Annotated in this window: 28 protein-coding genes; 6 read left to right on the top strand and 22 right to left on the bottom strand. The window is 68.9% G+C overall.

The features are described from left to right. Positions 1-96: 96 nt before the first annotated feature. From AB0H42_RS13730 to AB0H42_RS13705, 6 genes are all read right to left on the bottom strand, one after another. Entirely contained in the window at positions 97-999 is a 903-nt protein-coding gene (locus AB0H42_RS13730) for a lysophospholipid acyltransferase family protein (RefSeq protein ID WP_357054698.1), read from the bottom strand. Positions 1,000-1,122: 123 nt separating this feature from the next. Beyond that, positions 1,123-2,679: a GTPase HflX gene (hflX, locus tag AB0H42_RS13725; RefSeq protein WP_357054695.1), complete on the bottom strand. Its 1,557-nt coding sequence runs from the start codon at positions 2,677-2,679 to the stop codon at positions 1,123-1,125. 62 nt (positions 2,680-2,741) lie between these two features. Further along, on the bottom strand, positions 2,742-3,620 hold the full coding sequence (dapF, locus tag AB0H42_RS13720) for a diaminopimelate epimerase (protein ID WP_357055099.1): 879 nt from the start codon (positions 3,618-3,620) through the stop codon (positions 2,742-2,744). 110 nt (positions 3,621-3,730) lie between these two features. Beyond that, the gene (locus AB0H42_RS13715) at positions 3,731-4,567 is read right to left on the bottom strand and encodes a TrmH family RNA methyltransferase (RefSeq protein ID WP_357054692.1); all 837 of its coding nucleotides are present in this window, start codon (positions 4,565-4,567) and stop codon (positions 3,731-3,733) included. Further along, positions 4,564-5,547 carry a tRNA (adenosine(37)-N6)-dimethylallyltransferase MiaA gene (miaA, locus tag AB0H42_RS13710; RefSeq protein ID WP_357054688.1) on the bottom strand — a complete coding sequence of 328 codons (984 nt, stop codon included), beginning with the start codon at positions 5,545-5,547 and terminating at the stop codon, positions 4,564-4,566. The genes AB0H42_RS13715 and miaA overlap by 4 nt, the downstream gene beginning before the upstream one ends. After that, positions 5,544-6,344 (bottom strand): hypothetical protein, encoded by an 801-nt coding sequence (locus AB0H42_RS13705; RefSeq protein WP_357054685.1) that lies wholly within the window; start codon positions 6,342-6,344, stop codon positions 5,544-5,546. The genes miaA and AB0H42_RS13705 overlap by 4 nt, the downstream gene beginning before the upstream one ends. A 384-nt stretch (positions 6,345-6,728) precedes the next feature. Between AB0H42_RS13705 and AB0H42_RS13700 the strand changes: the two genes are divergently transcribed. Then, a complete protein-coding gene (locus tag AB0H42_RS13700; protein ID WP_357054682.1) occupies positions 6,729-8,117 on the top strand; it encodes a DUF349 domain-containing protein in 1,389 nt (462 codons plus the stop codon). A 68-nt stretch (positions 8,118-8,185) separates the two neighbouring features. Here the strand turns inward: AB0H42_RS13700 and AB0H42_RS13695 are convergent, their stop codons facing one another. After that, entirely contained in the window at positions 8,186-8,893 is a 708-nt protein-coding gene (locus tag AB0H42_RS13695; protein ID WP_357054679.1) for a hypothetical protein, read from the bottom strand. Continuing rightward, positions 8,890-10,443, bottom strand: a complete 1,554-nt coding sequence (miaB, locus tag AB0H42_RS13690) for a tRNA (N6-isopentenyl adenosine(37)-C2)-methylthiotransferase MiaB (RefSeq protein ID WP_357054676.1) — start codon at positions 10,441-10,443, stop codon at positions 8,890-8,892. Before miaB ends, AB0H42_RS13695 begins: the two co-directional genes overlap by 4 nt. Positions 10,444-10,809: 366 nt before the next feature. On the opposite strand from miaB, the gene AB0H42_RS13685 reads away from it, so the two are divergent. The 4 genes from AB0H42_RS13685 (at position 10,810) to AB0H42_RS13670 (ending at position 14,172) form a co-directional block, all read left to right on the top strand. Beyond that, positions 10,810-11,538, top strand: coding sequence for an amino acid ABC transporter ATP-binding protein (locus tag AB0H42_RS13685; protein ID WP_085995427.1), 729 nt, complete (start codon positions 10,810-10,812; stop codon positions 11,536-11,538). A 71-nt stretch (positions 11,539-11,609) separates the two neighbouring features. Continuing rightward, entirely contained in the window at positions 11,610-12,449 is an 840-nt protein-coding gene (locus AB0H42_RS13680) for a glutamate ABC transporter substrate-binding protein (protein ID WP_030521659.1), read from the top strand. 84 nt (positions 12,450-12,533) lie between these two features. Further along, complete coding sequence (locus AB0H42_RS13675) at positions 12,534-13,214, top strand: amino acid ABC transporter permease (RefSeq protein WP_357054673.1); 681 nt, start codon at positions 12,534-12,536, stop codon at positions 13,212-13,214. Between the two features lie 64 nt (positions 13,215-13,278). Continuing rightward, positions 13,279-14,172 carry an amino acid ABC transporter permease gene (locus AB0H42_RS13670; RefSeq protein WP_357054670.1) on the top strand — a complete coding sequence of 298 codons (894 nt, stop codon included), beginning with the start codon at positions 13,279-13,281 and terminating at the stop codon, positions 14,170-14,172. Between the two features lie 376 nt (positions 14,173-14,548). Here AB0H42_RS13670 and AB0H42_RS13665 read toward each other — a convergent pair whose 3' ends face one another. From AB0H42_RS13665 to AB0H42_RS13645, 5 genes are all read right to left on the bottom strand, one after another. Continuing rightward, complete coding sequence (locus tag AB0H42_RS13665) at positions 14,549-15,250, bottom strand: regulatory protein RecX (RefSeq protein WP_357054667.1); 702 nt, start codon at positions 15,248-15,250, stop codon at positions 14,549-14,551. Positions 15,251-15,254: 4 nt separating this feature from the next. Further along, positions 15,255-17,384 carry an intein-containing recombinase RecA gene (gene recA / locus AB0H42_RS13660; RefSeq protein ID WP_357054664.1) on the bottom strand — a complete coding sequence of 710 codons (2,130 nt, stop codon included), beginning with the start codon at positions 17,382-17,384 and terminating at the stop codon, positions 15,255-15,257. A gap of 152 nt (positions 17,385-17,536) precedes the next feature. Beyond that, a complete protein-coding gene (locus AB0H42_RS13655; protein WP_357054661.1) occupies positions 17,537-17,986 on the bottom strand; it encodes a nuclear transport factor 2 family protein in 450 nt (149 codons plus the stop codon). Positions 17,987-17,998: 12 nt separating this feature from the next. Then, positions 17,999-18,868, bottom strand: a complete 870-nt coding sequence (locus AB0H42_RS13650; RefSeq protein WP_357054658.1) for a pyridoxamine 5'-phosphate oxidase family protein — start codon at positions 18,866-18,868, stop codon at positions 17,999-18,001. A 12-nt stretch (positions 18,869-18,880) separates the two neighbouring features. Then, the gene (locus AB0H42_RS13645; RefSeq protein WP_357054655.1) at positions 18,881-19,342 is read right to left on the bottom strand and encodes a VOC family protein; all 462 of its coding nucleotides are present in this window, start codon (positions 19,340-19,342) and stop codon (positions 18,881-18,883) included. Between the two features lie 150 nt (positions 19,343-19,492). Between AB0H42_RS13645 and AB0H42_RS13640 the strand changes: the two genes are divergently transcribed. Continuing rightward, positions 19,493-20,008 (top strand): CGNR zinc finger domain-containing protein, encoded by a 516-nt coding sequence (locus AB0H42_RS13640; protein WP_357054652.1) that lies wholly within the window; start codon positions 19,493-19,495, stop codon positions 20,006-20,008. A gap of 19 nt (positions 20,009-20,027) precedes the next feature. On the opposite strand, the gene AB0H42_RS13635 is transcribed toward AB0H42_RS13640, so the two are convergent. The 9 genes from AB0H42_RS13635 to pgsA all read right to left on the bottom strand — a co-directional run bounded on the left by AB0H42_RS13635 (position 20,028) and on the right by pgsA (position 26,363). After that, complete coding sequence (locus AB0H42_RS13635) at positions 20,028-20,222, bottom strand: DUF3046 domain-containing protein (RefSeq protein WP_063126610.1); 195 nt, start codon at positions 20,220-20,222, stop codon at positions 20,028-20,030. A 43-nt stretch (positions 20,223-20,265) separates the two neighbouring features. After that, positions 20,266-21,429: a nucleotide disphospho-sugar-binding domain-containing protein gene (locus AB0H42_RS13630; protein WP_357054648.1), complete on the bottom strand. Its 1,164-nt coding sequence runs from the start codon at positions 21,427-21,429 to the stop codon at positions 20,266-20,268. Positions 21,430-21,557: 128 nt separating this feature from the next. Next, the gene (locus AB0H42_RS13625; protein WP_357054645.1) at positions 21,558-22,271 is read right to left on the bottom strand and encodes a PIG-L deacetylase family protein; all 714 of its coding nucleotides are present in this window, start codon (positions 22,269-22,271) and stop codon (positions 21,558-21,560) included. Positions 22,272-22,367: 96 nt separating this feature from the next. Beyond that, positions 22,368-22,541: a hypothetical protein gene (locus AB0H42_RS13620; protein WP_030521672.1), complete on the bottom strand. Its 174-nt coding sequence runs from the start codon at positions 22,539-22,541 to the stop codon at positions 22,368-22,370. Positions 22,542-22,650: 109 nt separating this feature from the next. Next, a complete protein-coding gene (locus AB0H42_RS13615) occupies positions 22,651-23,592 on the bottom strand; it encodes a hypothetical protein (protein ID WP_357054642.1) in 942 nt (313 codons plus the stop codon). 29 nt (positions 23,593-23,621) lie between these two features. After that, the gene (gene pspA, locus AB0H42_RS13610; RefSeq protein ID WP_357054639.1) at positions 23,622-24,455 is read right to left on the bottom strand and encodes a phage shock protein PspA; all 834 of its coding nucleotides are present in this window, start codon (positions 24,453-24,455) and stop codon (positions 23,622-23,624) included. Positions 24,456-24,676: 221 nt separating this feature from the next. After that, positions 24,677-25,111: a helix-turn-helix transcriptional regulator gene (locus tag AB0H42_RS13605; protein WP_357055095.1), complete on the bottom strand. Its 435-nt coding sequence runs from the start codon at positions 25,109-25,111 to the stop codon at positions 24,677-24,679. Between the two features lie 107 nt (positions 25,112-25,218). Beyond that, positions 25,219-25,734 (bottom strand): CinA family protein, encoded by a 516-nt coding sequence (locus AB0H42_RS13600; RefSeq protein ID WP_357054636.1) that lies wholly within the window; start codon positions 25,732-25,734, stop codon positions 25,219-25,221. Beyond that, the gene (gene pgsA, locus AB0H42_RS13595) at positions 25,731-26,363 is read right to left on the bottom strand and encodes a CDP-diacylglycerol--glycerol-3-phosphate 3-phosphatidyltransferase (RefSeq protein ID WP_245713173.1); all 633 of its coding nucleotides are present in this window, start codon (positions 26,361-26,363) and stop codon (positions 25,731-25,733) included. Before pgsA ends, AB0H42_RS13600 begins: the two co-directional genes overlap by 4 nt. Positions 26,364-26,476: the final 113 nt, after the last annotated feature.

Below are 26,476 nucleotides of genomic sequence, written 5' to 3'. Positions count from 1 at the left end.
GTGAATCGGTGTTCACTTCACTGTCCAAATTACCTGGTGCTCCCCTCCCACGCCCAGTAGTCGCACCGCCTTGCCATTCACCCGGCGGACCCGCCCCTAGACGGGCAGCAGTTCGCGCAACCGCCCACCGAGCGTGCGGCCGCGGTCGACGGTCTGATGTCCGAGCAGGAACAGCAGTTCCTCCCGTACCGCCTTCTGCACCACCTGTGCGAGCTGCTCGGCGGCCTCGTCGATATCGCCGGTGTCCCGCCACGGCCCGGTATCGATGGGCGTTCCGGCGGTGAAATAGAACCGTTCGGGACGCGGAGTCGGCGTGAGACCGATACCGCGTACCAGTGGCGGGGTGAGCTCGGTATGGAGGCCGAGCGATTCGACCAGCAGCCGCAGCGGCCGCAGCAACCGGTCGTCCTTGTCGGCGACGATGTCGTAGGCATCGTCGATTCCGATCATCGCCACCGGCACGATCGGCGCACCGCATTCGATCGCCATCCGCGCGAAGCCGGTGCGGCCCTCCCACCGCAGCGCGTACTTCTCTCCCTTGCGGCGGATCGCCTCCCGGCCCCCACCGGGAAAGACGAGAACCACCTCGCCCTGGTCGAGCAGCGTCCGGCAATTGTCCCGGGTCCCGCGCACCGACCCGTAGTAGTGCAGCAGGTGCCGCACACCCGGAACGGAGATGAGCAGATTCTCGGCGAGACCGCGGATCAACCGGCCGCGCGTACGGAACACTTCCGGTAACAGTAACGGCGCGTCGATCAAGCCGAGCAGGTTGTGATTGGCGACCAGTAGCACCGGCCCCTCGGCGGGGATGTTGTCCAAACCGAAGAAACGGGGACTGCTCCAGGCCCGGAGCGGCGCCAGGGCCGCCTCCAGGACCCGGAGGTCGATCGCACTCAGCTCGACCGATACCGGCGCGCCGTCACTGAGCCCGGTTCGGTCCATCAGCGCTCTGCGCTGTCGGTCGTCGCCGCCGAGAGCGGTGCGGCCATTCTGTGACATAAAACCCTCCTGAGGTCGATTCATGCCGATTGTGAATCAACATGGATCGATATCCCACAGGGTTATGCAATGTCCCACATTTTCGCGACCTAGATCAGCTCGCGCGGGGTGCGCTCCCGCCGGTCACGCCGAAGCAGTGCCCGCGTTGGCGTAGCCGGAAAGCGCCGCTGCCAGCGCACTCGGTACGCGCGCTTGGACACGGGTGCCGTTCTCGGTGTGCTCGGATCGCGAAATCCTGCCGTCGGCATGGATTCTGGCGAGCAGATCGCCGCGAGTATACGGAAGAAGTACGCTCACTTCCACATCCAGCCCGCCGAGAACCTCGTCAAGCCTGGTACGCAACCGGTCGATACCGAGGTCCTTGTGCACAGACACGAATTCGGCGCCGGGCAGCATGCCGCGCAGCCGGGTCAGCTCCACCGGATCGACCTCGTCGATCTTGTTGACCACCAGCAGTTCGGGCGGCGCGGGCTGTCCCGATTCCCGGATCACCTCGGTGACGACCTCCCGGACCGCCTTGATCTGCTCGGCGGGCAGCGCGTCGGAGCCGTCCACCACATGCAGCAGCAGATCGGCACCGGTGACCTCTTCCAGGGTGGAGCGGAACGCCTCGACGAGCTGGGTCGGCAGGTGGCGGACGAAGCCGACGGTATCGGTGAACACCACCTCGCGGCCGTCCTCCAATTCGGCGCGACGGGTGGTGGGGTCCAGGGTGGCGAACAGCGCGTCCTGTACCAGTACACCCGAGCCGGTGAGCGCGTTCATCAGGCTCGATTTTCCGGCGTTGGTGTAGCCCACGATGGCCACCGACGGCACCCCGCTGGAGGTGCGCCGCGCGCGCTTGGTGTCGCGAGCGGTCTTCATCTCCCGGATCTCGCGGCGCAGTTTGGCCATCCGCTCCCGGATCCGCCGCCGATCGGTTTCGATCTTGGTCTCACCGGGGCCGCGCAGACCCACACCACCGTTGCTGCCGGCCCGGCCGCCCGCCTGCCGCGACATGGATTCACCCCAGCCGCGCAGCCGGGGCAGCATGTACTCCATCTGGGCCAGCGCGACCTGCGCCTTACCTTCGCGGGAGGTGGCGTGCTGGGCGAAGATATCCAGGATCAACGCGGTCCGATCGACCACCTTGACCTTGACTACCTTCTCCAGCGCGGTCAGCTGCGCCGGGGTGAGCTCACCGTCGCAGATCACAGTGTCCGCGCCGGTGGACAGCACCACCGCCCGCAGTTCCTCGGCCTTGCCCGATCCGATATAGGTCGCGGGATCGGGCCGGTCGCGCCGCTGGATCAGGGCCTCGAGCACTTCGGACCCGGCGGTCTCGGCGAGCCGGGCCAGTTCGGCCATACTCGCCTCGGCCCGCGCCACACTGCCCTCGGTCCACACCCCGACCAGCACGACACGCTCCAGTCGCAGCTGTCGGTACTCGACCTCGGTGATATCGGTGAGCTCGGTGGACAGACCCGCGATACGGCGGAGCGCGCTCCGCTCGTCCAGCTGCAATTCGCCGGTGGTCGGATCGCTGGACCAGCCGGCGCGCCGCGTACTCGGCGTGGCTCCGTTCGCCTCGGATTCGCCCGAGTCGATATCGTCGACGGTGACGCCCGGATCTGTCTCCGGCGAGTGCGCGTCGAACGATTCAGGGGACTTCGTGGTCCCGGAAATGTCAGAATTTCTCATACACCATCCATGCTGCCACTGATGCGCTGGTCGGCGCATATGATTTTTCCGCCCGGACGCCGCTACAGCGCGTCCCACCACCGCGCGGCGAGCCGGCCGGTGGCGAGCAGTTCGGAGGGCCCGCGCAGCCACGCCGCGCCTGCGGCCACCCCGACGCGCACTTCCCCGCCCGGAATCCGGACGCCGACCTCGCCGGTCCCGTCCGCGAGGTCGAACCCGTCGGCCGCCAAGGCCGCGGCGGCCGCGGCGACGGTTCCGGTGCCGCATGAGCGGGTCTCGCCGACGCCGCGCTCGTAGACCCGCATATCGACCGTGCTTTCGGCATCGAGCCCGGTCAGGATCTCGACATTCACGCCTCGCGGGAACAAATCGGGGTCGTATCCGGGAGGCGCCGTGAGATCCAGTTCGGCCAGCGCACCGGCCGACAGATCCGCGACGCACGCCAGATGCGGGTTGCCGACATCGATACCGAGTCCGGGGTATCCCCACCCGGCCACCGTGGCGGTCGAGGCGCCGAGCACCCGCACCGGACCCATATCGACGGTCACCTCCCCCGCGACCGCCCCGGCCGAATGCACGACAACCGGGCGCGCCCCGGCCCGGCTGCCCACCACGAACTCCGCGCCGTCGGCCAGACCGCGGGCCACGAGATAGTGCGCGAAGACACGCACCCCGTTCCCGCACATCTCCGCGATCGAACCGTCGGCATTGCGGTAGTCCATGAACCAATCGCCCGGGCCCACACCCTCGGGGTATCCGCCGAGTACTCCCGCGGCGAGCAACTCGCCCGCCCGGGCCACGCGCAGTACACCGTCGGCGCCGAGCCCGCGGCGCCGGTCGCACAACGCGGCCACCCGGGACACGGTCAGGTCGAGCCGTACCTCCGGATCGGGCAGCACCACGAAATCGTTCTGGGTGCCGTGGCCCTTGGTGAACTCCACGTCCTTGCCGTTCCGACTCTGCGGCACGTCAGGACTCTCCTGCACGTCGGGGCTGTTCTGCACGTCGGGGCTGTTCTGCACGTCGGTTCGGGTCTCCTCGTCCACTGTTCTCACCGGGCAAACGTCCGGCGCTGCCGGGAAATTTCGTACAGTGCCACGGCCGCGGCCGACGGCGCCCCCAGCGAACTGGCACTGCCGCCCATCGGAATGGTGACCGTCCGATCGCAGGCCGCCAGCCAGGCGGCACTCATACCGCTGGTCTCGTTACCGACGACCAGAATCGTGGCGTCGATCAGATCCTCGTCGAAGATCGCGCACTCGCCGTTCTCGTCGGTCCCCACGATCCGGGTGGGCACACCGCGCGCCACCTGCCGGTCCCGGAACTCCAGTACCTCGGCGGGGCCGGGCACCCGGAAGACCGGGACCGCGAACAGCGATCCGGTCGAGGCCCGGACGCAGCGCGGGTCGTACTGGTCGGCGCCGTGCCCGGCGACCACCACCGCCGACGCACCGAACGCGTCGGCGGACCTGATCACGGTGCCGAGGTTCCCGGGCGAATTCGGCCGGTCGAAGACGACGACCACGGGCGGCGCCTCCCCTGGCTCGCCCAGTTCGTAGCCGGTCAGGTCGCCACCGGCGCACTCCGCCACCGCCACCAGTTCGGGCGGCCCACCCGTCTTCTCGCCCAGGTCGGCCATCAGCTCGGGCGCCAATCCGACAGCGGGCACGGCACTCGTCTCCAGGATCTCGCGCGCCCACGCGGACAACCCGGGATCACCCAGGCGGTACAGCAGGGTTTCCAGCGGCCAGTCGTGCGCGAGCGCCTGCGTGATCGGCCGGACCCCGTGCACCAGGAAGCGGCTGTCCCGATGACGTTTGGCGCGATTGTCCAAATAGGCCGTCCACACCTGGACAGCGGCGTTGCGGCGATGGATCTGCCGGGTCACGAGCGGGTTCGCTCCTCGGGTAGGCGATCGGATGCCCGCGGACCGGGCGCCGGAGGATGGGACACCGCAGAGTCTGCCAGCAGCGTCAGGGCGGTCGCGGTCGAGTCCGGGGCGGCGCCGTCCACCCAGCGCACCCGGCGATCACGCCGGAACCAGGACCGCTGCCGCCGGACGTAGCGGCGAGTCCCGATGAAGGTGCGCTCGCGCGCCTGCGCCTCGTCGTACTCGCCGTCGAGACAGGCCAGCACCTGGGCGTAGCCGATGGCTCGGCGCGCGGTCTGCCCCGCACGCAGCCCGCGGTCCACCAGCCCGCGCACCTCTTCCATCAGGCCCTGCTCGAACATCGCCGCGGTACGCCGGGCGATCCGCTCGTCCAGTTCGGCAGTCTCGCGGTCCACCCCGAGGATGCGGGTATTCCAGCGCGGCGCACCGATCGCCGGCGCGGACGCCGCGAAGGGCCGTCCGGTGAGTTCGACGACCTCGAGCGCGCGCACCATCCGGCGGCCGTCGGTCGGCAGGATGGTGGCGGCGGCGGCCGGGTCGGCCCGGCGCAGCGCTTCGTGCACGGCGGCCACCCCCTGCCCGGCCAGCACCGCTTCCCATTTCGCCCGGACCGCGGGATCGGTGGCCGGGAACTCCCACTGGTCGAGCAGCGCCTGGACGTACATCATCGAACCGCCGACCACCACGGGTACCCGGCCGCGGGCCATGATCGCCTCGATATCGGCGGATGCGGCGGCCTGGTACGCCGCGACGGTCGCCGTTTCGGTGATATCGAGGACGTCGAGCTGATGGTGCGGGATCCCGCGCCGCTGGTCCGGCGGCAGTTTCGCGGTGCCGATGTCCATACCTCGGTACAGCTGCATCGCATCGATGTTCACGATCTCACCGCCGAGCTGTTCGGCCAGGTCGAGAGCGAGATCCGTTTTACCGGTCGCGGTCGGTCCGACCACCGCGACCGGGCGCGGGCCCCCGCTCACCGAGCCACGGCGGCCGGCCGCCACAGGCCGGCGAACCAGCCGACGCCGAAGGGCGCGCCCCGATACCGCTCGGTCGCCAGCGGGGCCGCGGTGTCGACGGCGAAGAGCCCGGCGAGCGCTTGGTAGGCGGCGCGGCCGGACAGCATCAGGTCGGCACACAGGGTGGGGTCCAGGGCGAGCAGGGCCTCCGCATCGCCCGCCCCGGCCGCCCGGTCGACCGCGGTCTGCAGCGGCGCCGACCGCGGATCGAAATATCCGGGGGCGGCGGTGGACAGGGTCGCGGCGCCATCGGCGACCACCAGCACCCCCTGCGGCTCGTCCTCGGCGTCGAGTTCGGCGCGCAACTTCGCACCGAACTCCGCGCACTTGCGCACCGGCGTATCGGCGGCGAGCACCCGTGCCGGCGCCGGCACGTGCGGGGCCACCGCCGCGCGCAGCCAGCCGGCGACGAGGACCGCCAGCGGCAGGTCCGGGTCCCCGGTCGTCTCCGCACCCGGTCCACCCAGACTCACCCGCACATCCACACCGAAGCCGCGGAAGGTACCCGTCGTATCGGCGTCGTAGGTCTGCTCGGTGGGCCCGACCCCGAGCACGGTCCAGTGCGGTGTCGCCTCCGCCAGGGCCGCCCCCACGGCGAGCACGGCCGCGCGGAGTTCGTTCACCGCTGCTTCCGGCTGCGCCCCGCCCGGCGCACCGGCCGGTTGGGGAGCCGAACCTCCACCGGCCACCGGCGCGCCGCCACACAACTCGGGGACGAGGACGGGCGGCGAGGGGATCAGAGCCGCTAGACAGAACACGCCGTCAACCGTAGCCCGTACCCGCCGACCAGGGACGCGGCCGGTTCTCCGGCAGCGCCGCGCCCCGCCCGCGGTACGAGTGTCTCTCCCGGAAACCGGGTGGCAATTGCTAGGGTGCGAAGTATCCGGACCAGGTCCGACAGGTCCGGATCCGCAGGTCCGGCTGGTCGCCGCCGCTGTCGGCGGTGTGGTTACCGGAAGTGCGGCCGGGTTGAATGGTGGAACGTGCGGCCGCACGGGCAACGCACGACCCGTCGACCCCAGCACGGCCGAGACGGGCAGACATAGCCAGAATCAGCGGGCGTAGCCAGAATGAGCAGAGCATAGCCAGCATGCGCAGCGCGTAAACCAGGCAGCCGTGACGCGCGGCAGGGACGAGGAGCAATGACCCACAGCAACGGAACCGCCAAACCCGGCCCGGGCAAGCCCGGTCGCCCGTCCAGCGCTCCCAAGCCCGGTAACCGTCCCAAACCCGGCGAGGCGCACCCCACCCCGGCCGCTATGAAAACGTTCGGGCCCGCCACCGAACACCCGCATCCGGTGGTCGTACCCAGCGCCACCGACCCCAGCGCCTGGGGCCGGGTCGACGAGGATGGCACCGCCTGGGTCAAGACCGCCGACGGCGAGCGGATCATCGGTTCCTGGCAGGCCGGGGACGCCGCCGAGGGGCTGGCGCATTTCGGCCGCCGTTTCGACGACCTGGCCACCGAGGTCGCCCTGCTGGAGGCGCGGCTGGCCGCCGGCACCGATGCCCGCAAGACCAAGGCCGCTGCCCTCGCCCTCGCCGAAACGCTGCCGACGGCCGCGGTGATCGGCGATATCGAGGGCCTGGCCGCCCGGCTCCGCGCGATCGCCGAACACTCCGACGAGGCGGCCGCCCACGCGAAGGAGGAGAAGGAGCGCACCCGGCACGAGCACACCGAGCGCAAGGAGGCGCTGGCGGCCGAAGCCGAACAGATCGCCGCCGAATCCACTCAGTGGAAGGCCGCCGGCGACCGGCTGCGCGAAATTCTCGACGAGTGGAAGACCATCCGCGGAGTGGACCGCAAGGTCGACGACGCCCTCTGGCGCCGGTACTCCAAGGCCCGGGAGGCCTTCAACCGTCGCCGCGGCGCTCATTTCGCCGAACTGGATCGGGAACGGGCCGCGGCCAAGACCCGCAAAGAAGAACTCTGTGTCCAGGCCGAGGAACTGGCCGAGTCCACCGATTGGCCCGGCACCGCGGCGGTGTTCCGGGAACTGCTGGTGGAATGGAAGAACGCGGGCCGGGCACCCCGGGAAGCCGACGAGGCCCTGTGGCGCCGGTTCAAGAGCGCCCAGGACGTCTTCTTCGCCGCGCGCAACGCGGCGGCCTCCGAACGTGACGCCGAGTTCTCCGACAACGCGGTCGCCAAGGAAGAATTGCTGAGCAGCTACGAACCGGCCATCGATCCCGATACCGATCTGGAAGGCGCCCGGGCCGCACTGCGCGATCTGCAGGAACGCTGGGACGCCGTCGGCAAGGTTCCCCGGGAGCGGATGCACGATCTCGAAGGCCGCTTGCGTGCCATCGAGAAGCGTGTCAGGCAGGCCGCCGACGCCCAGTGGCGCCGCACCGACCCGGAGGCGCTGGCTCGGGCCGCGCAGTTCCGGGAGCGGGTCGCCCAGTTCGAGGAGCAGGCGGCCAAGGCCACCGCCGCCGGTAAAACTCGCGATGCGGAGAAGGCTCTCGCGCAGGCACAGCAGTGGCGGGAATGGGCCGACGCGGCGGAGGGCGCGGTCAGCAACCTCTGATCGGCCCCGCGATCAGCGATCCGTCCGTCGTGGCCCCGGTCGCGGCGGACGGCCCGCGTGCGCGGAAGTCAGTCCTTGCCGAACCGATCGCGCCGCTGCCGCTCCTCCTCGCGGGCCGCGGCGAGCCGCCGCTGTTCCTCGGCCGCCAGTTGCAACGCGGTCCGGCTCCAGACGACCTTCACCCAGTGAAAGGTCAGCACCATGATCGCCAGGGTGCCCAGCACCAAACCGATACCGGGCCCGGACCCCACATAATTGTTCAGGCCCGGAGTCTGCCGGTGCCAGATCGAGAACACCCCGAACGCACTGGCGATCGCCGATCCGGCCACCGCGACCCACGCGAGCACCCAGCGCCGGGTCATCAGTGCCAGCAGCGAGAAACCGATTCCGAAGATCAGTACGAACCAGACGAAGATCCGCGACGGCAACCCGATGTGTTCGGCCGCCGCCGCCTGGGAACCGAGCAGCACATCGAAACCGCGCGCGCCGCCGGTATGCGGCAACACCAGCGACAGCAGCAGCAGGAACACCGCACCGGCCACCACCATGGCGCGTGCACCCGGGTCGATCTCACCCGCGATCCGGCGCTCCACCGCGTCGAGGTCTTCGCGGAATTCTTCGAACTGCTCGGTCTCGGCCGGATTCACCTGGTCCTCGTTTCCCTCGCCTGATCGGTCTCCCGGAGTCGGCGCGTCGGGTGCCGGCGGGGTCGCGTCCCGCGCATCCTCCGCCGCGCGATCCTCGTCGCGCCGGTCGTCGTCGCCGGTCCCGCTCATGTCCCGCATCCGGTGGCACAACCCGCGGCGACCGGCTCCGGTGCGGGCGCCCCGATCCGCGGCAGCCCGAGCCCGACACCGATCGGCGCGGTCTTCGGCGTGGTACCGGCCTCGTGCGCGTCACCGGCCCGGGTCCGGCGATGCGCCCGGATCCCCGAGTCCGCGACCAGGTGATGCGGTGCCGCACCGGTCACCTCGACGGTGACCAGGTCGCCCGGCCGGATCGGCGCGCCGGCCCCGTCGGGCCGGAAATGCACCAGTCTCCCGTCCCGGGCCCGCCCGCTGATCCGGGCGGTCGCGGCGTTCTTCTTGCCCGCGCCGTCGGCGACCAGCAGTTCTACCTCGGTGCCGATCAGGGCGTGGTTGGCCTCCACGCAGATCTGCTCCTGCAGCGCGATCAGCCGGTCGTAGCGCTCCTGGACCACCTTCTTGGGGACCTGATCGGCCATCTCCGCGGCCGGAGTGCCCGGTCGCGGGGAGTACTGGAAGGTGAAGGCGCTGGTGAACCGGGCCTGCCGCACCACGTCGAGGGTCTGCTGGAAGTCTTCCTCGGTCTCCCCCGGGAAACCGACGATGATATCGGTGGTGATCGCCGCATGCGGCATCGCCGCCCGCACCTTCTCGATGATCCCCAGATAGCGGGCCTGCCGGTAGGACCGGCGCATGGCCTTCAGCACACGGTCCGAACCCGACTGCAGCGGCATGTGCAACTGCGGGCAGACGTTCGGGGTCTCGGCCATCGCCTCGATCACATCGTCGGTGAACTCCGCCGGGTGCGGTGAGGTGAAGCGCACCCGTTCCAGGCCCTCGATCCCGCCGCAGGCCCGCAGCAGTTTGGCGAACGCGCCGCGGTCGCGGGGCTGCTCGGGGTCGGCGAAGGAGGCACCGTAGGCGTTGACGTTCTGCCCGAGCAGCGTCACCTCCAGCACACCCTGGTCCACCAGCGCCTGCACCTCGGCCAGCACATCACCGGGGCGACGGTCCACTTCCTTGCCGCGCAGGGCGGGCACGATGCAGAAGGTGCAGGTGTTGTTGCAGCCGACCGAGATCGACACCCACCCCGCGTACGCCGATTCCCGGCGCGCGGGCAGGGTCGAGGGGAACGCCTCGAGCGATTCCAGGATCTCGACCTGGGCTTCGTCGTTGTGCCGGGCGCGTTCCAGTAGCACCGGCAGCGAACCGATGTTGTGGGTACCGAACACCACGTCCACCCAGGGCGCCCGGCTCAGGACCGAGTCGCGGTCCTTCTGGGCCAGGCAGCCGCCGACCGCGATCTGCATACCGGGTCGGGATGCCTTGACCGGCGCGAGATGGCCAAGGGTTCCGTAGAGCTTGTTGTCCGCATTCTCCCGTACCGCGCAGGTGTTGAAGACCACCAGATCGGCCGTCGCGCCGGGCGCGGCCTTCCGATAGCCCGCATCCTCGAGCAGGCCGGACAAGCGTTCGGAATCGTGCACGTTCATCTGGCAACCGAAGGTGCGGACCTCGTAACTGCGCGCGCCGGCCGACTCGAACCGGGTGGGGAGCGCTACCTGTCCGATCGAATCCACGCGTCCAGGGTACGGGCCGCCGTCGGGGCGTTTCCCAGCAGATCCGCACCTCCCGCCACGACGGCCGGGCCCGGCCCACCCGCGACGGCGCGCAGAGGGTGCGCCCGCCGTGGCACTTCCCACATATGGGGAATCGGCCGACCGGTCCGCCGGTATCTCCCCGTCCGCCCCGCGGCGGGCAAATCCCGGCCGAGCGAACGGATTACAGCGGATGACCACCGGGTTAAACCCGAATTTCGGCTCGGTGTGGCGCCGGGGAGTGTCGCCGAAAGGCTCGCAAAACCGAAATTTCGGCTTAAGGTCAGTTCCATGACCGACACCGACGCCGACACGCCAGAGGCGGCCGGCGACATTACTGCTGTGCCCATGATCACCCTTCGCGCCGTCGACAAGCACTTCGGTGCCCTGCACGTGCTGCGCGATATCAACCTCGAGGTGCCCCGTGGGCAGGTCGTGATCGTGCTCGGACCGTCGGGCTCCGGGAAATCGACGCTCTGCCGCACCATCAACCGGCTGGAGCCGATCGATTCGGGCGAGATCAGCGTCGACGGCGTGCCGCTGCCGGCCGAGGGTCGCGCCCTCGCCGCCCTGCGCGCCGATGTCGGCATGGTCTTCCAGTCGTTCAACCTCTTCGCGCACAAGACGATCGTGGACAACGTCATGCTCGCGCCGATGAAAGTTCGCGGAACCAAAAAGGACGAGGCCCGCCGGCACGCCATGGAACTGCTGGAGCGGGTCGGTATCGCCAACCAGGCCGACAAGTATCCCGCCCAGCTCTCCGGCGGTCAGCAGCAGCGCGTCGCCATTGCCCGGGCCCTGGCCATGAACCCCAAGGTGATGCTGTTCGACGAGCCGACCTCGGCTCTCGACCCCGAGATGGTCAACGAAGTCCTCGATGTGATGGTCTCGCTGGCCAAAGAGGGCATGACCATGCTGGTGGTAACCCATGAGATGGGCTTCGCCCGCCGTGCCGGCGATCGGGTGTTGTTCATGGCCGACGGCCAGGTGGTCGAGGACACCGACCCGGAGACATTCTTCAGCGCACCGAAGTCCGATCGTGCCAAGGACTTCCTGGGCAAGATTCTCAGTCACTGAATCTGCCCGGCGGATAGATAGGCACAGACTCGACGGCATCGCGCCGTCGAGGAGATGAGGGAAGGAAACCGATGAGGATCAACCGAGCACTCCGCATCGCGGTCGGCGCGGTCGCGGTGGCCGTCACCGCCGCAACCACCGCGGCCTGTGGCGGCGGCAGCGACAAGACCGCGCTGGAGAACGCCCAGGAGGGCGAGCTCACCATCGGCATCAAATACGATCAGCCCGGTCTGGGCCTGCGTAACACCGACGGGACCTACAGCGGCTTCGATGTCGAGGTGGCCAAGTATGTGGCCTCGAAACTCGGCGTCCAGCCGGACGGCATCACCTTCAAGGAAGCCCCTTCCGCACAGCGCGAAACCCTGATCGAGAACGGGCAGGTCGATTTCGTGGTCGCCACCTACTCGATCACCGACGCGCGCAAGGAGAAGGTCGATTTCGCCGGCCCCTACTACGTCGCGGGGCAGAGCCTGCTGGTGCGGGCCGACAACAACGATGTCACCGGCCCGGAGAGCCTCAAAGGCAAGACGGTGTGCTCGGTGACCGGTTCCACGCCCGCGCAGAACATCCAGAAGAAGTATCCCGACACCCAGCTGCAGACCTACGACACCTACTCGCTGTGCCTCGAGGGTTTGAACAGTGGTGCCGTCGCGGCGGTGACCACCGATGACATCATCCTGGCCGGTTACGCGTCGCAGTCGCCCGGCAAGTACAAGGTCGTCGGCGAGAAGTTCACCACCGAGAACTACGGGATCGGCCTGAAGAAGGGCGATCAGGATACCCGCAACAAGATCAACGACGCGATCGAGGAAATGATCAGCTCGGGCGCCTGGGACACCGCGTTCCAGGAGACGGTCGGTAAGGCCGCGAGCTATGAGACCCCGCAGGCCCCGCAGGTGGACCGGTACTGACCACCGCATCGGAGGGCCGGGCCGCGATCGCGGCCCGGCCCTCCGGTCCGGGCCCATCCTGCCGATCGGAGGCGCGCAACCACCGTGTTCGATTTGATCTCGGAATACGACACCCAGCTGCTCGAAGCATTCTGGATGACCATAAAACTGACCGTGTTCTCGGCGGTGGGTTCCCTGGTGCTGGGTACCGTTGTCGCCGGAATGCGGGTATCGCCAATCCCCGTGGCCCGCTGGGTCGGCACGGCCTATGTGGCCGTGTTCCGCAACACCCCGCTCACCCTCATTCTGGTGTTCTGCTCCCTGGGCCTGTACTCCACCCTCGGAATGAACCTGGCCTCCGAGGGGCCCACCTCGCTGGCCGACAACAATTTCCGCTGGGCCGTGATCGGCCTGAGCGTGTACACGGCGGCATTCGTCTGTGAATCACTGCGGGCCGGTATCAACACCGTGCCGATGGGCCAGTCGGAGGCCGGTCGCTCGCTGGGGCTCGGCTTCCTGCAGAATCTGCGGATCATCGTGCTGCCCCAGGCGTTCCGCTCGGTGATCGCCCCACTGGGCAGTGTGTTCATCGCACTGACCAAGAATACGACGGTCGCGTCCGCGATCAGCGTCGCCGAGGCGTCGTTCCTGATGAAGAACATGATCGAAACCGAAGCGGCGCTGCTGGCCATCGGCCTGATCTTCACACTCGGCTTCGTGGTCCTGACGCTGCCCGCCGGCCTGCTGTTCGGACATCTGGCCAAACGATTCGAGGTGGCCCGATGATGCGGTACCTCCGCCTTCGCTGCGGACTCCGCGGACCGTATGAACCTGCTCCGTGGGAGGCTAAATGACACGCCAGGCTTCTGTTCTGTACGACGCCCCGGGGCCCGTCGCCCGAGTCCGCAATATCGTCTACTCGGTTGTTGTATTCGTGGTGGTCGTGGCCGCGGGCTGGTTCGTCTACCGCGGCTTCGCCGACAAAGGACAGTTCACGGCCGAGAAATGGGAGCCATTCCTGGACGGGGAGGTCTGGAGCACCTACATCCTGCCCGGCCTGCGCGGCACGGTGGTCGCCGCGCTGCTGTCCATTGTGTTCGCCCTGGTGATCGGGATGATCTTCGGTATCGCCCGGCTCTCGGATCACCGCTGGGTGCGCTGGACGGCGGGCACGATCGTCGAGATCGCCCGCGCCGTCCCGGTGCTGATCCTGATGATCTTCCTGTTCGCCCTGTACTCCGAATACGACCTCTTCGAATCCGAGTACCTGGCGTTGGGCGCCGTGGTGACGGCACTGACCATCTACAACGGGTCGGTGATCGCTGAGATCGTGCGCGCCGGCATCCTGTCGCTGCCCAAGGGGCAGACCGAGGCCGGGGTGGCGCTGGGTCTGCGTAAGGGTCAGCTGATGCGGCTCATCCTGCTTCCGCAGGCGATCACGGCGATGCTGCCGGCCCTGATCTCCCAGATGGTGGTCGCGCTGAAGGATTCGGCGCTGGGCTATGTGATCACCTACGAGGAGGTCGTTCGCAGCGCCCAGCAGCTCGGCGCGGCGGAATCCAATACGATTCCCGCGCTGATCGTGGTCGCGATCATCATGATCGTGCTCAACGTGCTGCTCTCGACGATCGCCACCGGACTGGAGAAGCGCCTGCGGGCGGGCCGCCGCAAACGTGGCAGCGCGGTCGTGGCGGCCGATTCGGTCATCGCCGACGCTGTTCCCGGAGTGGATATCACCAAGTAATCCGCCGCTGTGCCGGCCTCGTGGGGTCCGGCACAGCGGGTGGTCGGTAAGAAACCACCACGCGAAGGGGAGCCGGGCCGGCCGAAAATCTCCATGAGGCCTACCCCCACCCCCGTCGGGTGTCCCGACCCCGGCACTCGACCTCGTGCCGGCTCGCTGGTCGACCGGGCGATTTCCGGACGTCGATCGCGTTCGACCGGCGGCCGAACTCGAGCAGCACCTCGGCTGCTCGGGCGGCGGACGTGTGGCACCTCGACCGGAGAGGGCGATGGACGGCACTCCGCCGATCGCGATCCTGTGTTCTTGGTCCACTCCGCTTCGGAGGCCGGCCCCGGTCTTCACGAAACCGGCCGCCGTGATCGGCGCGAGGCACCGCTCAATCCAGCGGTGCGTCCTCGTCGCCGAACCCGGCGGACTCGTATTCGGACTTGACCACCGCGAATGCCACCGAATGCCCGTAGCCGCGCCGGGCGAGCATTCCGACCAGCCGCCGGATGGCCTTCTCCCGGTCCAGCCCCGCCGGCAGGCTCCGCAGTTTGCGGCGCACCAGTTCGGTGGCACGCTCGTATTCGTCGTCGGCCGTGACGGTGTCCAGCGCCGCCGCGGAGTCCTCCTGCGAAACTCCCTTACGCCGCAGCTCCTGCTCCAGCGCACGCCGCCCCTTCCCGGAGAAACCGTGCCGCTGCCGTACCCACTGCCGCGCGAAATCGGCGTCGTCGATCAGCCCGACCTCGGCCAGCCGGCCGAGTGCCTGCTCGATCACCTCGATCGGGTACCCCTTGGCGGACAACCGCTGTGCGAGCTCGGCTCGACTACGGGCGCGGACGGCCAGTAACCGCAGGGCGGCCTCTTTCGCCTGTTCGAGGCCGCTTTGCGCGTCGGCGCGGCCGCCGATCGGCGCGTCATCCGGTGAACCGGAGCCGGCCGGACGAGCCCGCTGCGGATCGGGCTCGCCCGGCCGCGGACTCCGGGCGGGATCGGTGGCCACGCCACCGGCCGCCCGGAGTTCGTCGAGTCGGCGCCGCATCTGCGCCACCGGATCGGTGGTCTCGGTGCGCGCCCCGGACCGTTCGTCCATCAGGTCAGAAATCGGCCGGGGTCTCTTCCGTCGCGGTCACATCCGCACCGATCCCCAGCTTTTCCTTGATCTTCTTCTCGACCTCGTCCCGGATATCGGTGTTCTCCAGGAGGAACTTGCGGGCGTTCTCCTTACCCTGGCCGAGCTGATCGCCCTCGTAGGTGTACCAGGAGCCGGATTTGCGGATGAACCCGTGCTCCACCCCCATATCGATCAGCGAGCCCTCCTTCGAAATTCCGTGTCCGTACAGAATGTCGAATTCGGCCTGTTTGAACGGCGGGGAGACCTTGTTCTTCACGACCTTGACCCGGGTCCGGTTACCGACCGCGTCACTCCCGTCCTTCAGCGTCTCGATCCGCCGGACATCCAGGCGAACCGATGCATAGAACTTCAGTGCCTTACCACCGGTGGTGGTTTCCGGGGAGTTGTGCACCATGACACCGTCGACGAAGTAGTTGTGGTTGCCCTCTACCTCGATATCGAACCGATGCATCGACCTGGTCTGCGGCTTCACGCGAACATCCAGGACGCGTGCCGGTACAAGCCTTTTGACCGGAGCCACGAAGTCCGGGCGGACGATACCCGCACCACGGTTGCGGGGCAGAAGTTTGTACTCCATGGACGGGGCCATATACGGCGCCACCAACTCCTGAAACTCGGCGGTCGCCGCGGTGGTGAAGACGAGCACGGCTTTACTCGCGCTACCGGCAGCACGAAGCCGGACGTCGAGACCGTGAGTATCACGAAGGTAGTCACGCAGACGAGTACGCGATCCTTCGCTCATCGCTTCCACGCATATTTCGATCCGGCCGCTCCCCCCAGTGGTACGCTGCTGCACTCCTTTCGAGCGCACAGTGAACGATCCGTCGTCCATGTACCAGATGGCCAGCGCGAGCGGTGTAAGCGCTTTCAAGAATTCTTCGGAGAGGAATTTCTTTCCATCACCCAGGTAGACCGCGCGCTGCAACTCAGCCAGTTCGGGCAACGGCGTGAAATCGACAAATTTCGCACCCTTGTCGTTGATCCGGATCGAATGCTCGATGTTTCCGAGGAGACCGACCTTCCAGTCCAGGTACTCGTGCTGGCGCGATCCGTGCCCTATCCGGAACCGAACACCATTACGATCCCGGCGGTTCGGCGACAAATTACCATCGCCCATGAGAGAACCGAGCACGACCTGGAACTGCTGATCACCCAGCCGGAAATCCTCGGCGGCCAGGACCCGATCGCCTGCGATGATCTCGCCCGCCTCGGTCCATCCACCGGGAGTGCGGATCAGGTGGTTCGCAGTGGCGGCGAACTGAGACCTGCCATTACCACTGGACTTCTCCACGGTGAACTGGAGAAAGGAGTCCGTCGGTCCATTGTCGTACCAGTTGACCACGCGCCGGGGAACGACCCGATCGGTTTCGGGGTCGTAGGAAAGGACCTCGACATCCATCTTCTGGTTGACGATCTTCCCGATTTTCTCGGTGGTACCGTCGGCCAGCTGAACCCGGGTGGCGTAATTGAAACACCCGAACATGACACCGATCTTCTCGCGCAGCTGGTTGATGAAGATGGCGGTGGTGCCGGAATTGTTCAGGGCACTGGTCATCTTGCGCAGCGCCTGGCTCATCAGGCGGGCCTGCAGGCCGACGTGACTGTCACCCATTTCGCCCTCGATTTCGGCGCGGGGCACCAGGGCGGCCACCGAGTCGATGACGATGATGTCGATGGCGCCGGAGCGGACCAGCATATCGGCGATTTCCAGGGCCTGTTCACCGGTATCGGGCTGGGACACCAGCAGCGCGTCGGTATCGACGCCGAGTTTGGCGGCGTAATCGGGATCGAGTGCGTGCTCGGCGTCGATGAAGGCCGCGACTCCTCCGGCGGCCTGCGCATTGGCGACCGCGTGCAGCGCGACCGTGGTCTTACCGGAGGATTCCGGGCCGTAGATCTCCACGACGCGGCCGCGGGGCAGGCCCCCGATACCCAGTGCGACGTCGAGCGCGATGGAACCGGTCGGGATCACCGAGACCGGCTGGCGGGCTTCTTCGCCGAGGCGCATCACCGCACCCTTGCCGAAACTCTTCTCGACCTGCGCGAGCGCGAGTTCGAGCGCTTTGTCGCGGTCATAGGGCTGTGGCGCCATCGTGACTCCCCTTTTCACCGGGTGGTAGGTAGGTGGTGTGGTTGGCGCCCAGAGTAGAGGGCGGCACCGACAAGTTCCGGCCTCAGCCTAGACGAACAGGTGTTCGAGTCAAGCGACGTGGCCGCGCGTCGCGACCCCTCGGCACGCGCCGGTCACCACTGCGGGAGTTCGGTCGTATCTCCCTCCGGCCGGGGTCCGTGGATGCGCCGCTGCGCCCGGGTGATGGGCACGTCGTCGATACTCGCCTCCCGCCGCGCCATCAACCCGTCCGGCGCGAACTCCCACTGCTCGTTGCCGTAGCTGCGCCACCACTGCCCGGCCTCGTCGTGCCATTCGTACTGGAAGCGCACCGCGATACGGTTGCCCGACCAGGCCCACAGCTCCTTGCGCAGGGCATAACCGTTCTCCTTCGTCCATTTCCGCGCCAGGAAATCGATCACGGCCGGACGCCCGGTGAAGTACTCGTCGCGGTTACGCCACACCGTGTCGACGGTATAGGCGGCGGCGACCGTCTCGGGATCAGGGGTGTTCCACGCGTTCTCGGCCGCACGCACCTTGACGGCGGCGGTCACGGCATCGAACGGGGGCAGCGGTGGTCGCATCGGTGACTCCTTTCACGGGTTGACAGGGGAGAGTTCGGGCGGACTCCAGCGCAGTGGCCCCGCGAGCCGCTCGGCCACCGCGTGCACGGTGAACTCGACACCGGCGGGACCGCCCGGGCCGTCCGCCCAGGACAGTTCGGCCGTACCGGTGAGGTGTAGCAGGCCGCCGGTGTTCCAGTCCGGGATCAGCACACCACAGCGCGGCTCCACCATGAGGTTGCCGAGCGTCATGAACATCGAGTTACCGCGATATTCCGGCCAGTACAGCCGGTTCGGCGCGCGCACCTCCACAAAGCCGGGGTCTCCCCCGCGATGCGAGGCGTCGGCGCGACCCGCCGTGTCCGTACTGCCCACGAAGAAGGCATCGGCCGCCGCGATCGCGGCGCGCTGCCGGGCATCCAGTTCGATACCGTGGCGTACGTCCGTCGGCGGCTGCTCCGCGACGGCCACGATATGCCGCCGCGAGATGTACTTCGGGCAGTTCGAATAGACCTGATCCACTGTCATGCGGAGCCGATCGCCGATCCGGCGCACCGTGCCGTTGGCCCGCATCCGCCGGCGGCGATCCGGTTCGACGGCGAGGAGGCCGACCCGCCACGGGCGGTCGGGCGGGGCCAGCGGGTCACCGCGCCGCGGTACCGCCGCGATCTCGAGGGTGTATTCGTCGAGGACCCGGAGAAAGCCCGGCGCACCGGTCAGCTGGGTCACCCACGGGCGGCCCTCGTCGTCTACCGCGGCGAGCACGACCATCGGCCGTTCGGCCAGGAAGCGGGCGGCGGCCCCGGGTATGGCGGTATGGACCGTCCGCCCCACCTTCTCGGCGATATCGGCCTGACCCGCCCGGCGCTGCACCGCCAGTTCGCCCGGATGGAAAACGTTCATCGCGGGTGCCGCTCAGAAGAACCCGCAGGTCGGCGCCGCACCGCTGGGTGCGGGCGCGGATTCCGCGCCGGCCGGCGTATAGACCTCGAGCCGGATACCGTCGGGATCGGCGAAGAAAATACCGCCGGACGCCGCACCCTCGCCGTGCGCGACCACCCCGTCGTGGAAAAAGGTGACCGCGTGCTCGGCCAGCGCGGCTTCCACCTGCCGCACCTGCTCGAGGGACGGAACCCGGAAAGACAGATGGTGCAGCCCGGGCCGATCCACCGGGAACTCCCCCGCGCTCTGCTGCCACAGCGTGAGTACGAGTTCACTCCTCGAGCCCAGAAAGGCCCAGCGCCGTTCGGCATCGGCTCCGGTGGCGAGCTCTTCGAAGCCGAGAACATCCCGGTAGAAGCGCAGCGAGCGATCCAGCTGGGACACGTTCAACCCGATATGCCCGGTAGCGAGTCGCGGGGTGACGGCTGTCGTCATGGTGAATCCTCCTGATGTAACCGTTCAATTTGTTTGAACGGTTAGAACCTAGCGTATGCGGTCACCCATCGTCAACTGGTAAAATAGCGATAGATGGTTACACTGGGTTCGGATACTCCGACACAGACAAGGAGACCGTTACCCTCAGACATGCTCGATCCACGCCCCCACCTCGGTGAACCGCCGGCTCTCGATCTGCTGAACACGCGGTGGCTGGAGCACGGCCCGCGCGACCTGCTCACCGACGTGGCCGGTCTACGGATCTGGCTGGAGTCGGCGGGCCTGGCCGGAACGGCTCCCGTGGACGAACGGACCCTGGAAGCCGTGCTCACTGCCCGCTCCGCCGTGTACGACGCGGTCGTGCACGGCTCCCGCGATGCCCTCAACGAGGTACTCGACCGGGGACGGATCCGGCGTCACCTCGACGAGACCGGGCCGATCGGCACCCCCGAGGTCGCCGATCCCGCCTGGCTACCCGGCTGGCTGGCGGCGGACAACCTGCTGCATCTGCTGGACGGGGCGCCCGCCCGTATCCGCCGCTGCGCCCACCCCGACTGCGTGCTGTTCTTCTACGACACGTCCAAGAACGGCACCCGCCGCTGGCATTCGATGGCGACCTGCGGCAACCGGGCGAAAGCGGCGCGCCATCATGCGCGCCGGAGCTGACCGCCCCAGGCGCACGACCTCACCAGCGAGAGCGCGGCACATCGAATTCGGCGCACAGCGCACGCCAGACATCACGCGGATCGACACCGGATTCGATGGCGTCGGCGCCGGTCCGGCCGCCGAGCGCGGGGATGACGTGATCGTTGAGCAAGGTGTCGCCCCGGGCCTCGCCGAATTCGGTGTGCATGAGTTCCTGGAATTCCGTCAACCGCACCGTGCACAAGATACCCGCACCGGCGCCGGCGGGCTCGGAGCGGTCAGTGCGTCCGCACCGAGTCCAGAACCCGGTGGCAGATCTGTACCGGATCGGCCACCTCGATGACTCCCGCGGCCGCCGTCCGCGCCGCGGCGGTGAAACCCGGCTCGGCCAGCAGCCGCAGCACCGCGGCGCGCACCGCCTCCGGGGTGAGCGGGCGGACCAGCAGCGACGAACCCTGGCGTTGCGCGCGATTGGCGAGCTCCCACTGGTCGCCGCCACCCGGGACGGTCACCACGGGTACTCCCGCGGCCAATGATTTCGCCAGGAGCCCGTGTCCACCGCCACCGACCACGACGGCGGCGTGGGTGAGGAGTTCGTCCTGTCGGCCGAGCCCGGCGGTCGCCCATTCCGGCAACGATTCCGGTGGCTCGTCGAGCGTCGAGATCGCCACCCGGACCCCGGCTCCCGCCAAAGCCTCCAGTACCGTCTCCGCCATCCCGGCCACCCCGGTGTGCGCGGTGGACGGCGCCACCATCACCAAGGGGCCGTCCCCCGGCGGTAACTCCAGGCGCCGGTCGGTGGGCTCCCACAACAGCGGGCCGACCAGTTCCGCCTCCTCGGGCCAGTCCGGCCGCGGCACCTCCAGCGCGGGCAGGGTGGCGACGAGCCGCGCCGCCGGACCCGGGTCGGTGGCCGGTAGACCCACGCCGGCCCGGGCGGCCTCCCGTTGTCGCTGCCCGGTCCGCAATGCCCGCGCGGTGAACATCCGCAGCACCGAGTCCCGGGCACGACCGCGCACACCGGCGCCCGGCGCGAGCCCACTGCCGATCGGCGGCAGCCCTTTCGACGGAAGGTAGAGCGGATGCGGTGACAGTTCGACCCACGGCACCCGCAACCGCTCGGCCGCCATACCGCCCCCCGCGGTGAGCACATCGGAGACAACCAGTTCCGGCAGCATCGCACCGAGTTCGGGCAGGATCTCGGTCGAGATATAGGCCGCCCGTTGATGGATTCGCGCACCGGCGTCGCCGTCGTCGTCGATCGGCCTGGGCGCCAGCCCCTTCAGCCGCCGCACCCCGATACCGGCCGCCCGCGCGGCCTCGAACCAGCGGGGGCCGGTGAAGAGGACAGGATCGTCACCCGCGTCCCGGAAACGCAGGCAGAGCGCGATAGCGGGAAACGCATGACCCGGGTCGGGACCGGCGACGACAGCCACTCGCATCCGGTCATGCTATCGGCGCGCCCGCAGGCGCCGAGTCCGGGCCGTGCTTCTGTGGCCGCGCCGCGTCGGGCGCCGGCCCATTTCTGGGCGTGGTCGGCCACAGCGGTACCGCGCCGCGCACCGGCAACTCAGCCGGCGAAGGTGTACAGCTCGAACCCGACGGCGCGTGCGCCGGTGAAACCGTCCACCGGTCCCGTGGTCATCGTGACCACCGCGCGCACCTGATCGACCACCGGTTCCGGGCTCAACGCCCCCAGGTAACGCCGGTGTTCGGCCAGGGACGCCTCGGCGGCGCCGACGGTGGCGGTGACATCCACCGCGTGGGTGGCGTCGGCCGGGACGGCCACGGCCGCCCAGCGCGCGGTCCACGGCGGTGGCTCGGTGAGCTCGGGAAAGATCCACTCGTTGCCGGCATCGGATACCGCGTCGAGCGCCGCGCGGCCGACGGCCCGGTGGTCGGCGCTGTTGACGATGCCGGGGGCCCAGGTCGGCCCGAAATGTCCCAGCACCACCAGTTCCGGACGGTGCCGGCGGATCGCCGCGGCCAGATCGCGGCGCAGGGCCGGGTTCGCTTCGATCCGGCCGTCCGGATGGCCGAGGAACTGCACCTCACTCACCCCGACGACGGCCGCCGCGGCACGCTCTTCGGCTTCGCGCAACGGCCCCGCCTCGGCGGGCGGCATACCGGCGATCCCCGCCTCCCCGGAGGTCACCAGCAGGTAGCGCACATCTTTGCCCTGCCCGGTCCAGCGGGCCACCGCGGCGGCGACTCCGTACTCGATATCGTCGGGGTGAGCGACGATCACCAGGGCCCGCTGCCAATCCTCCGGAAGGTGCTGCATGGCGCCATTCGAACACAGGCGCCCGCCCGATGGCACAGAAAAGCCGGATGCCCCTCCGGGCGGAGAGGCATCCGGCCGCATCGTCGCGTGGGCGGGTCAGACCTTGGTGACCGAGTTGTCGTCCGAGCCGGAGATCGCCTTGTAGAGCAGATACAGCCCGAACACCACCGCGCTGATCACCAGGATCGGGAACAGCCCTTTGATCAGTGCGCCGATCACCGCCAGCGCGATCCAGACGACGGCGACCACGCCGATGATCTTCCACAGCATTTTGTGCCTCCCAGCGGTTGTCCCCTGCTCCGAGCATGGCACCGCGGACACGGGAAATCACCAGGTGAAGGGCAATATCCGGGGAAGATCAGGGTTGACCCTGAGACCGTTACGGGCGCGCACGACCGCGGGGCACCTCGGCCATGGACGGCTGCCACGAAGGGTGGCCCGCGGCGGGCGGCAGCGGACCGGGAGCCCGGTCGGCGAGTTCGGTGAGTGCCTGCGCCCAGCCGTCCATCCGATCGGCCGCATGCCGCAGATCGGCGACGATACCGTCGAACTCGTAGCGGAGCGCCCCTGTTTCGTCGACGGCGAGGACCCGGGTCGCCGCGGCGACCACCTGCTCGTACTCGGCGACGCCGCCGTCGAGCCGGGCGACGATCGACTGCAGTGTCTCGCCGAGCCGATGCACGTCGGCCGCGTCGGCGATCTCGGCCGCGCCCCCGCCGAGGGCTCGGACCGCGCCTTCCATCGTGGCGATATCGGCGGCCAGCGCGGTCAGCGCGGCGGCACCGGAGCCGGCGGTGGCGATCAGATCCTCGAGTTCGTCGGCAGGCAGCCGGCGGGACCGGGCGATCTGCCCGGCCACCTCGTGCAACGCTCGTTCGGCCCGCGCCAATCGAGCCATGGCGGGCCGGGCGGCGGACCGGCCGGCGGGAAGTTTGCGCGGGAGATAGCCGGCCGGCGGCAGCGGCGCCCGCCGCAACCGCAGGTAACGGCGGGTACTCAGGGCGGCGCCGGTGACCAGGACGACCGCCCCGCCGCCGAGCACCACGACCGCCCAGGCGGGGGCGGACAGGATCACCAGCCCGACCGCCCCGGCGGTGGTGAGACCGGAGACCGTGCCGAGACCGATACTGCGCCGCCGGACCCGGCGCCGCCGACGGAGCTCGCGTTCCCGCGGATCGGCCCAGCGACGGACCGCGACGAGCGCGTTCTCGCCGGCTTCCCGCAGATTGCCGGCGACGTAGGCCGCCTGCGGCTGCAGTTCGGGCCAGGCACGGGCGAACTCCCGGGACCCGGTGCGGAATCGGGACCTGTCAGACTTCATCACTGTCCTCGCCGAACTCGGTGGAGCCGCTACTGCTGTGCGGTCCGGCCCTTGTCCATCTGTGGTTGTGGTTGTGCGGGTTCGGCCGCCGATTTTCCGGCGTCGAGCGCCGAGCTGGTGTTCCCGGCGGGCAGGGAATCGCCGCGCATGGACGCGCGGATCTGCTCGAGCCGGCTGTGGCCGGCCATCTGGACGCTGGCCTGCTGGACTTCGAGCATGCGCCCCTGGACGGTGTTCTGGGCGAGTTCGGCGGACCCCAGCGCGGTGGCGTAGCGGCGTTCGATCTTTTCCCGCACCGCGTCCAGGCTGGGGACGCTGCCGGGGGCGGACAAAGTGCTGTCCATCTGTTGCAGGGAGGCGCTGACCTGCTCCTGCATCTTGGCCTGTTCGAGCTGGCTGAGCAGCTTGGTGCGCTCGGCGACCTTCTGCTGCAGCAGCATCGCGTTCTGCTCCACCGCCTTCTTGGCCTGCGCGGCGGCCTGCAGCGACTGATCGTGCAGCACCTTCAGGTCCTCGACCGACTGTTCGGCGGTGACCAATTGCGCGGCGAACGCCTCGGCGGCGTTGGTGTACTGGATGGCCTTCTCGGCATCACCCGCGGCATTGGCCTGGTCGGCGAGGACGACGGCCTGACGGGCATTGGCGTTGAGCTTCTCGACCTCGTCGAGCTGCCGGTTCAGCTTCATCTCCAGCTGACGCTGGTTCCCGATCACCGAGGCGGCCTGCTGGGACAGGGCCTGGTGCTGACGCTGGGCCTCTTCGATAGCCTGCTGAATCTGGACCTTCGGATCCGCGTGCTCCTCGATCTTGGAATCGAAGAGGGCCATCAGATATTTCCAGGCCTTCGTGAACGGATTAGCCATCGGTTGATCCCGCCTCCATCTACTGTGCCGCCTGGGCGACTCGGAGTGCGCGACCGTCACGCACTCGGTATCTGCCTATCCTCCACCATGCGGCGCCGGGTCCCGGCCACCGAACGACGCCGCGTCTCGCCGAAACCGCCGCGCCGACGCATACTACGAATCTATCCGGTCCCCGGCGCCACGCGCATTGTCACGATCGGGTATACGACGGCTATAACCGATCAGGCCGCTTCGACCAGCACGAGCGGGCCGTTGGTGGGCGCCGGGATGACGATCCGGGTCTCGCCGTCGACCTGGGTCCGGGTGCCGGTCGCGGCCGACGCGGCGGCGGGTTCGGCGGCCGCGGGCTCGGCGGCCGGCTCCGCCGGTGCCGGGGTGGCCGCTTCGGCGGGTTCGCGGGCCGGGGCGGCACCCGCCGGCAGATCCTCGCCGGCGATCGCGGTGCTCACGTCCCACAGCACCCGGGACAGCGGTACGTCGAGCGCCTCGCAGATCGCGGCCAGCAGTTCGCTGGACGCTTCCTTACGACCCCGCTCGACTTCGGAGAGGTAGCCCAGGCTCACCCGCGCCGAGGTGGACACTTCGCGCAGGGTCCGGCTCTGGGCGAGGCGCGCACGCCGCAGACTGTCCCCGATCGCTTCTCGCAGCAGCGTCATCGAGTTCTCCTTCTCCCGGTAGGCGTCGCCCACGGCACGCACGCGGTTCTCTCTTCGCACAACGTCGGAACCGGCCCCGAGGGTTCCCGGGCCGGTCGCGGAATCGCTCACCGGGTGGGTGATTCGCCCCGCACGCACCGCAGCAGTTCCCGAACCGCGGCCTGTGTCGCTGTGAACCTGATATTCCACCGGTCGCCGGTGAGTTTCAACCGCATCACCTCGGTATGCCCGGGCCCGGCGAGTCCGAGGAAGACGGTGCCGACCTCGACCCCGTCCTGGGGGTCGGGCCCGGCGACCCCGGTGAGCGCGATTCCCCAGTCGGCGACGCAGCGGGTCCGGGCGCCGACCGCGAGCTGTTGTGCGGTACTCGCGGCCACCGGACCCTCGGCGGCCAGAACCTGTTCATCGACCCCGGCCAGGCTGTGTTTGAGGTCTGTCGCGTACACCACCAGCCCGCCGCGCAGCACCGCACTGGCACCGGGCACACCGGCGATCGTGGCGGACACCAGGCCCGCGGTCAGTGATTCGGCGGTGGCGACGGTCTGTCCGCTGCCCTTCAGGACGGCGACGAGATCGGCGGCCGCGCTGCCGGCGGTGAGCGGGCCGGTGTGACCGGCCGTCATCCGCGGGTCCGGTGCGGTCCGGCGAGCCACAGCCGGGCCGCCTGGCCGACGTAATCCAAGCCCGTGACCACGGTCAGAACCAACGCGATCCACATCAGCGTCATTCCCGCGGTCGCGAAACCACCCGAGAGCGGTAGCAGCAGTACCCCGATGGCCACCGATTGGACGAGAGTTTTGAGTTTCCCGCCGCGACCGGCCGGGATGACGCCGCGGCGCACCACCGCCAGCCGCAGCAGGGTGATGCCGATCTCGCGCGCGCAGATGACGACGGTCATCCACCACGGCAGATCGCCCAGCATCGAGAGCCCGATGAGCGCCGCACCGATGAGCGCCTTGTCCGCGATGGGGTCGGCGAGTTTGCCGAAATCGGTGACGAGGCCGTATTTGCGGGCGAGCTGACCGTCGAACCGGTCGGTGATCGCGGCGAGGGCGAAGAGCAGTGTCGCGGTGATCCGCCAGCCGGTCTGATGCCCGCCACCGGCGAAAAGCGCCAGGACGAACAGCGGCACCAGCGCGATCCGGATCATGGTGAGGATGTTCGCGATGTTCAGCAGCGGAACCGCGGATTCGGCGGGTGCGGGCACCAGACCACCGCGTGGTGGTCCGGGTACGGTCAGACGCCGGTCCATTTCCTCGGGGTGCACGCTCATGGCCGCCTCTGCGCCGCGGCGCCGGGACAGGCGCGCGAGGTCGAGCGGGAGGGCGGAGTCGGCGGCACACACTCAGACTATCGGTAGCCCGG

The sequence above is a fragment of the Nocardia sp. NPDC050799 genome, from assembly GCF_040654015.1.
Lineage (GTDB): Bacteria > Actinomycetota > Actinomycetes > Mycobacteriales > Mycobacteriaceae > Nocardia.
Note: the sequence above shows the minus strand (reverse complement) of the source record. Positions and strands in the feature narration are given on the sequence as shown.

Coding starts and splice junctions, on each gene's coding strand:
- AB0H42_RS13730 (WP_357054698.1), bottom strand. CDS start 999: ATGTCACAGAATGGCCGCACCGCTCTCGGCGGCGACGACCGACAGCGC.
- hflX (WP_357054695.1), bottom strand. CDS start 2,679: ATGAGAAATTCTGACATTTCCGGGACCACGAAGTCCCCTGAATCGTTC.
- AB0H42_RS13700 (WP_357054682.1), top strand. CDS start 6,729: ATGACCCACAGCAACGGAACCGCCAAACCCGGCCCGGGCAAGCCCGGT.
- AB0H42_RS13695 (WP_357054679.1), bottom strand. CDS start 8,893: ATGAGCGGGACCGGCGACGACGACCGGCGCGACGAGGATCGCGCGGCG.
- AB0H42_RS13685 (WP_085995427.1), top strand. CDS start 10,810: ATGATCACCCTTCGCGCCGTCGACAAGCACTTCGGTGCCCTGCACGTG.
- AB0H42_RS13680 (WP_030521659.1), top strand. CDS start 11,610: ATGAGGATCAACCGAGCACTCCGCATCGCGGTCGGCGCGGTCGCGGTG.
- AB0H42_RS13670 (WP_357054670.1), top strand. CDS start 13,279: ATGACACGCCAGGCTTCTGTTCTGTACGACGCCCCGGGGCCCGTCGCC.
- AB0H42_RS13665 (WP_357054667.1), bottom strand. CDS start 15,250: ATGGACGAACGGTCCGGGGCGCGCACCGAGACCACCGATCCGGTGGCG.
- recA (WP_357054664.1), bottom strand. CDS start 17,384: ATGGCGCCACAGCCCTATGACCGCGACAAAGCGCTCGAACTCGCGCTC.
- AB0H42_RS13655 (WP_357054661.1), bottom strand. CDS start 17,986: ATGCGACCACCGCTGCCCCCGTTCGATGCCGTGACCGCCGCCGTCAAG.
- AB0H42_RS13650 (WP_357054658.1), bottom strand. CDS start 18,868: ATGAACGTTTTCCATCCGGGCGAACTGGCGGTGCAGCGCCGGGCGGGT.
- AB0H42_RS13645 (WP_357054655.1), bottom strand. CDS start 19,342: ATGACGACAGCCGTCACCCCGCGACTCGCTACCGGGCATATCGGGTTG.
- AB0H42_RS13640 (WP_357054652.1), top strand. CDS start 19,493: ATGCTCGATCCACGCCCCCACCTCGGTGAACCGCCGGCTCTCGATCTG.
- AB0H42_RS13630 (WP_357054648.1), bottom strand. CDS start 21,429: ATGCGAGTGGCTGTCGTCGCCGGTCCCGACCCGGGTCATGCGTTTCCC.
- AB0H42_RS13625 (WP_357054645.1), bottom strand. CDS start 22,271: ATGCAGCACCTTCCGGAGGATTGGCAGCGGGCCCTGGTGATCGTCGCT.
- AB0H42_RS13620 (WP_030521672.1), bottom strand. CDS start 22,541: ATGCTGTGGAAGATCATCGGCGTGGTCGCCGTCGTCTGGATCGCGCTG.
- AB0H42_RS13615 (WP_357054642.1), bottom strand. CDS start 23,592: ATGAAGTCTGACAGGTCCCGATTCCGCACCGGGTCCCGGGAGTTCGCC.
- pspA (WP_357054639.1), bottom strand. CDS start 24,455: ATGGCTAATCCGTTCACGAAGGCCTGGAAATATCTGATGGCCCTCTTC.
- AB0H42_RS13605 (WP_357055095.1), bottom strand. CDS start 25,111: ATGACGCTGCTGCGAGAAGCGATCGGGGACAGTCTGCGGCGTGCGCGC.
- AB0H42_RS13600 (WP_357054636.1), bottom strand. CDS start 25,734: ATGACGGCCGGTCACACCGGCCCGCTCACCGCCGGCAGCGCGGCCGCC.
- pgsA (WP_245713173.1), bottom strand. CDS start 26,363: ATGGACCGGCGTCTGACCGTACCCGGACCACCACGCGGTGGTCTGGTG.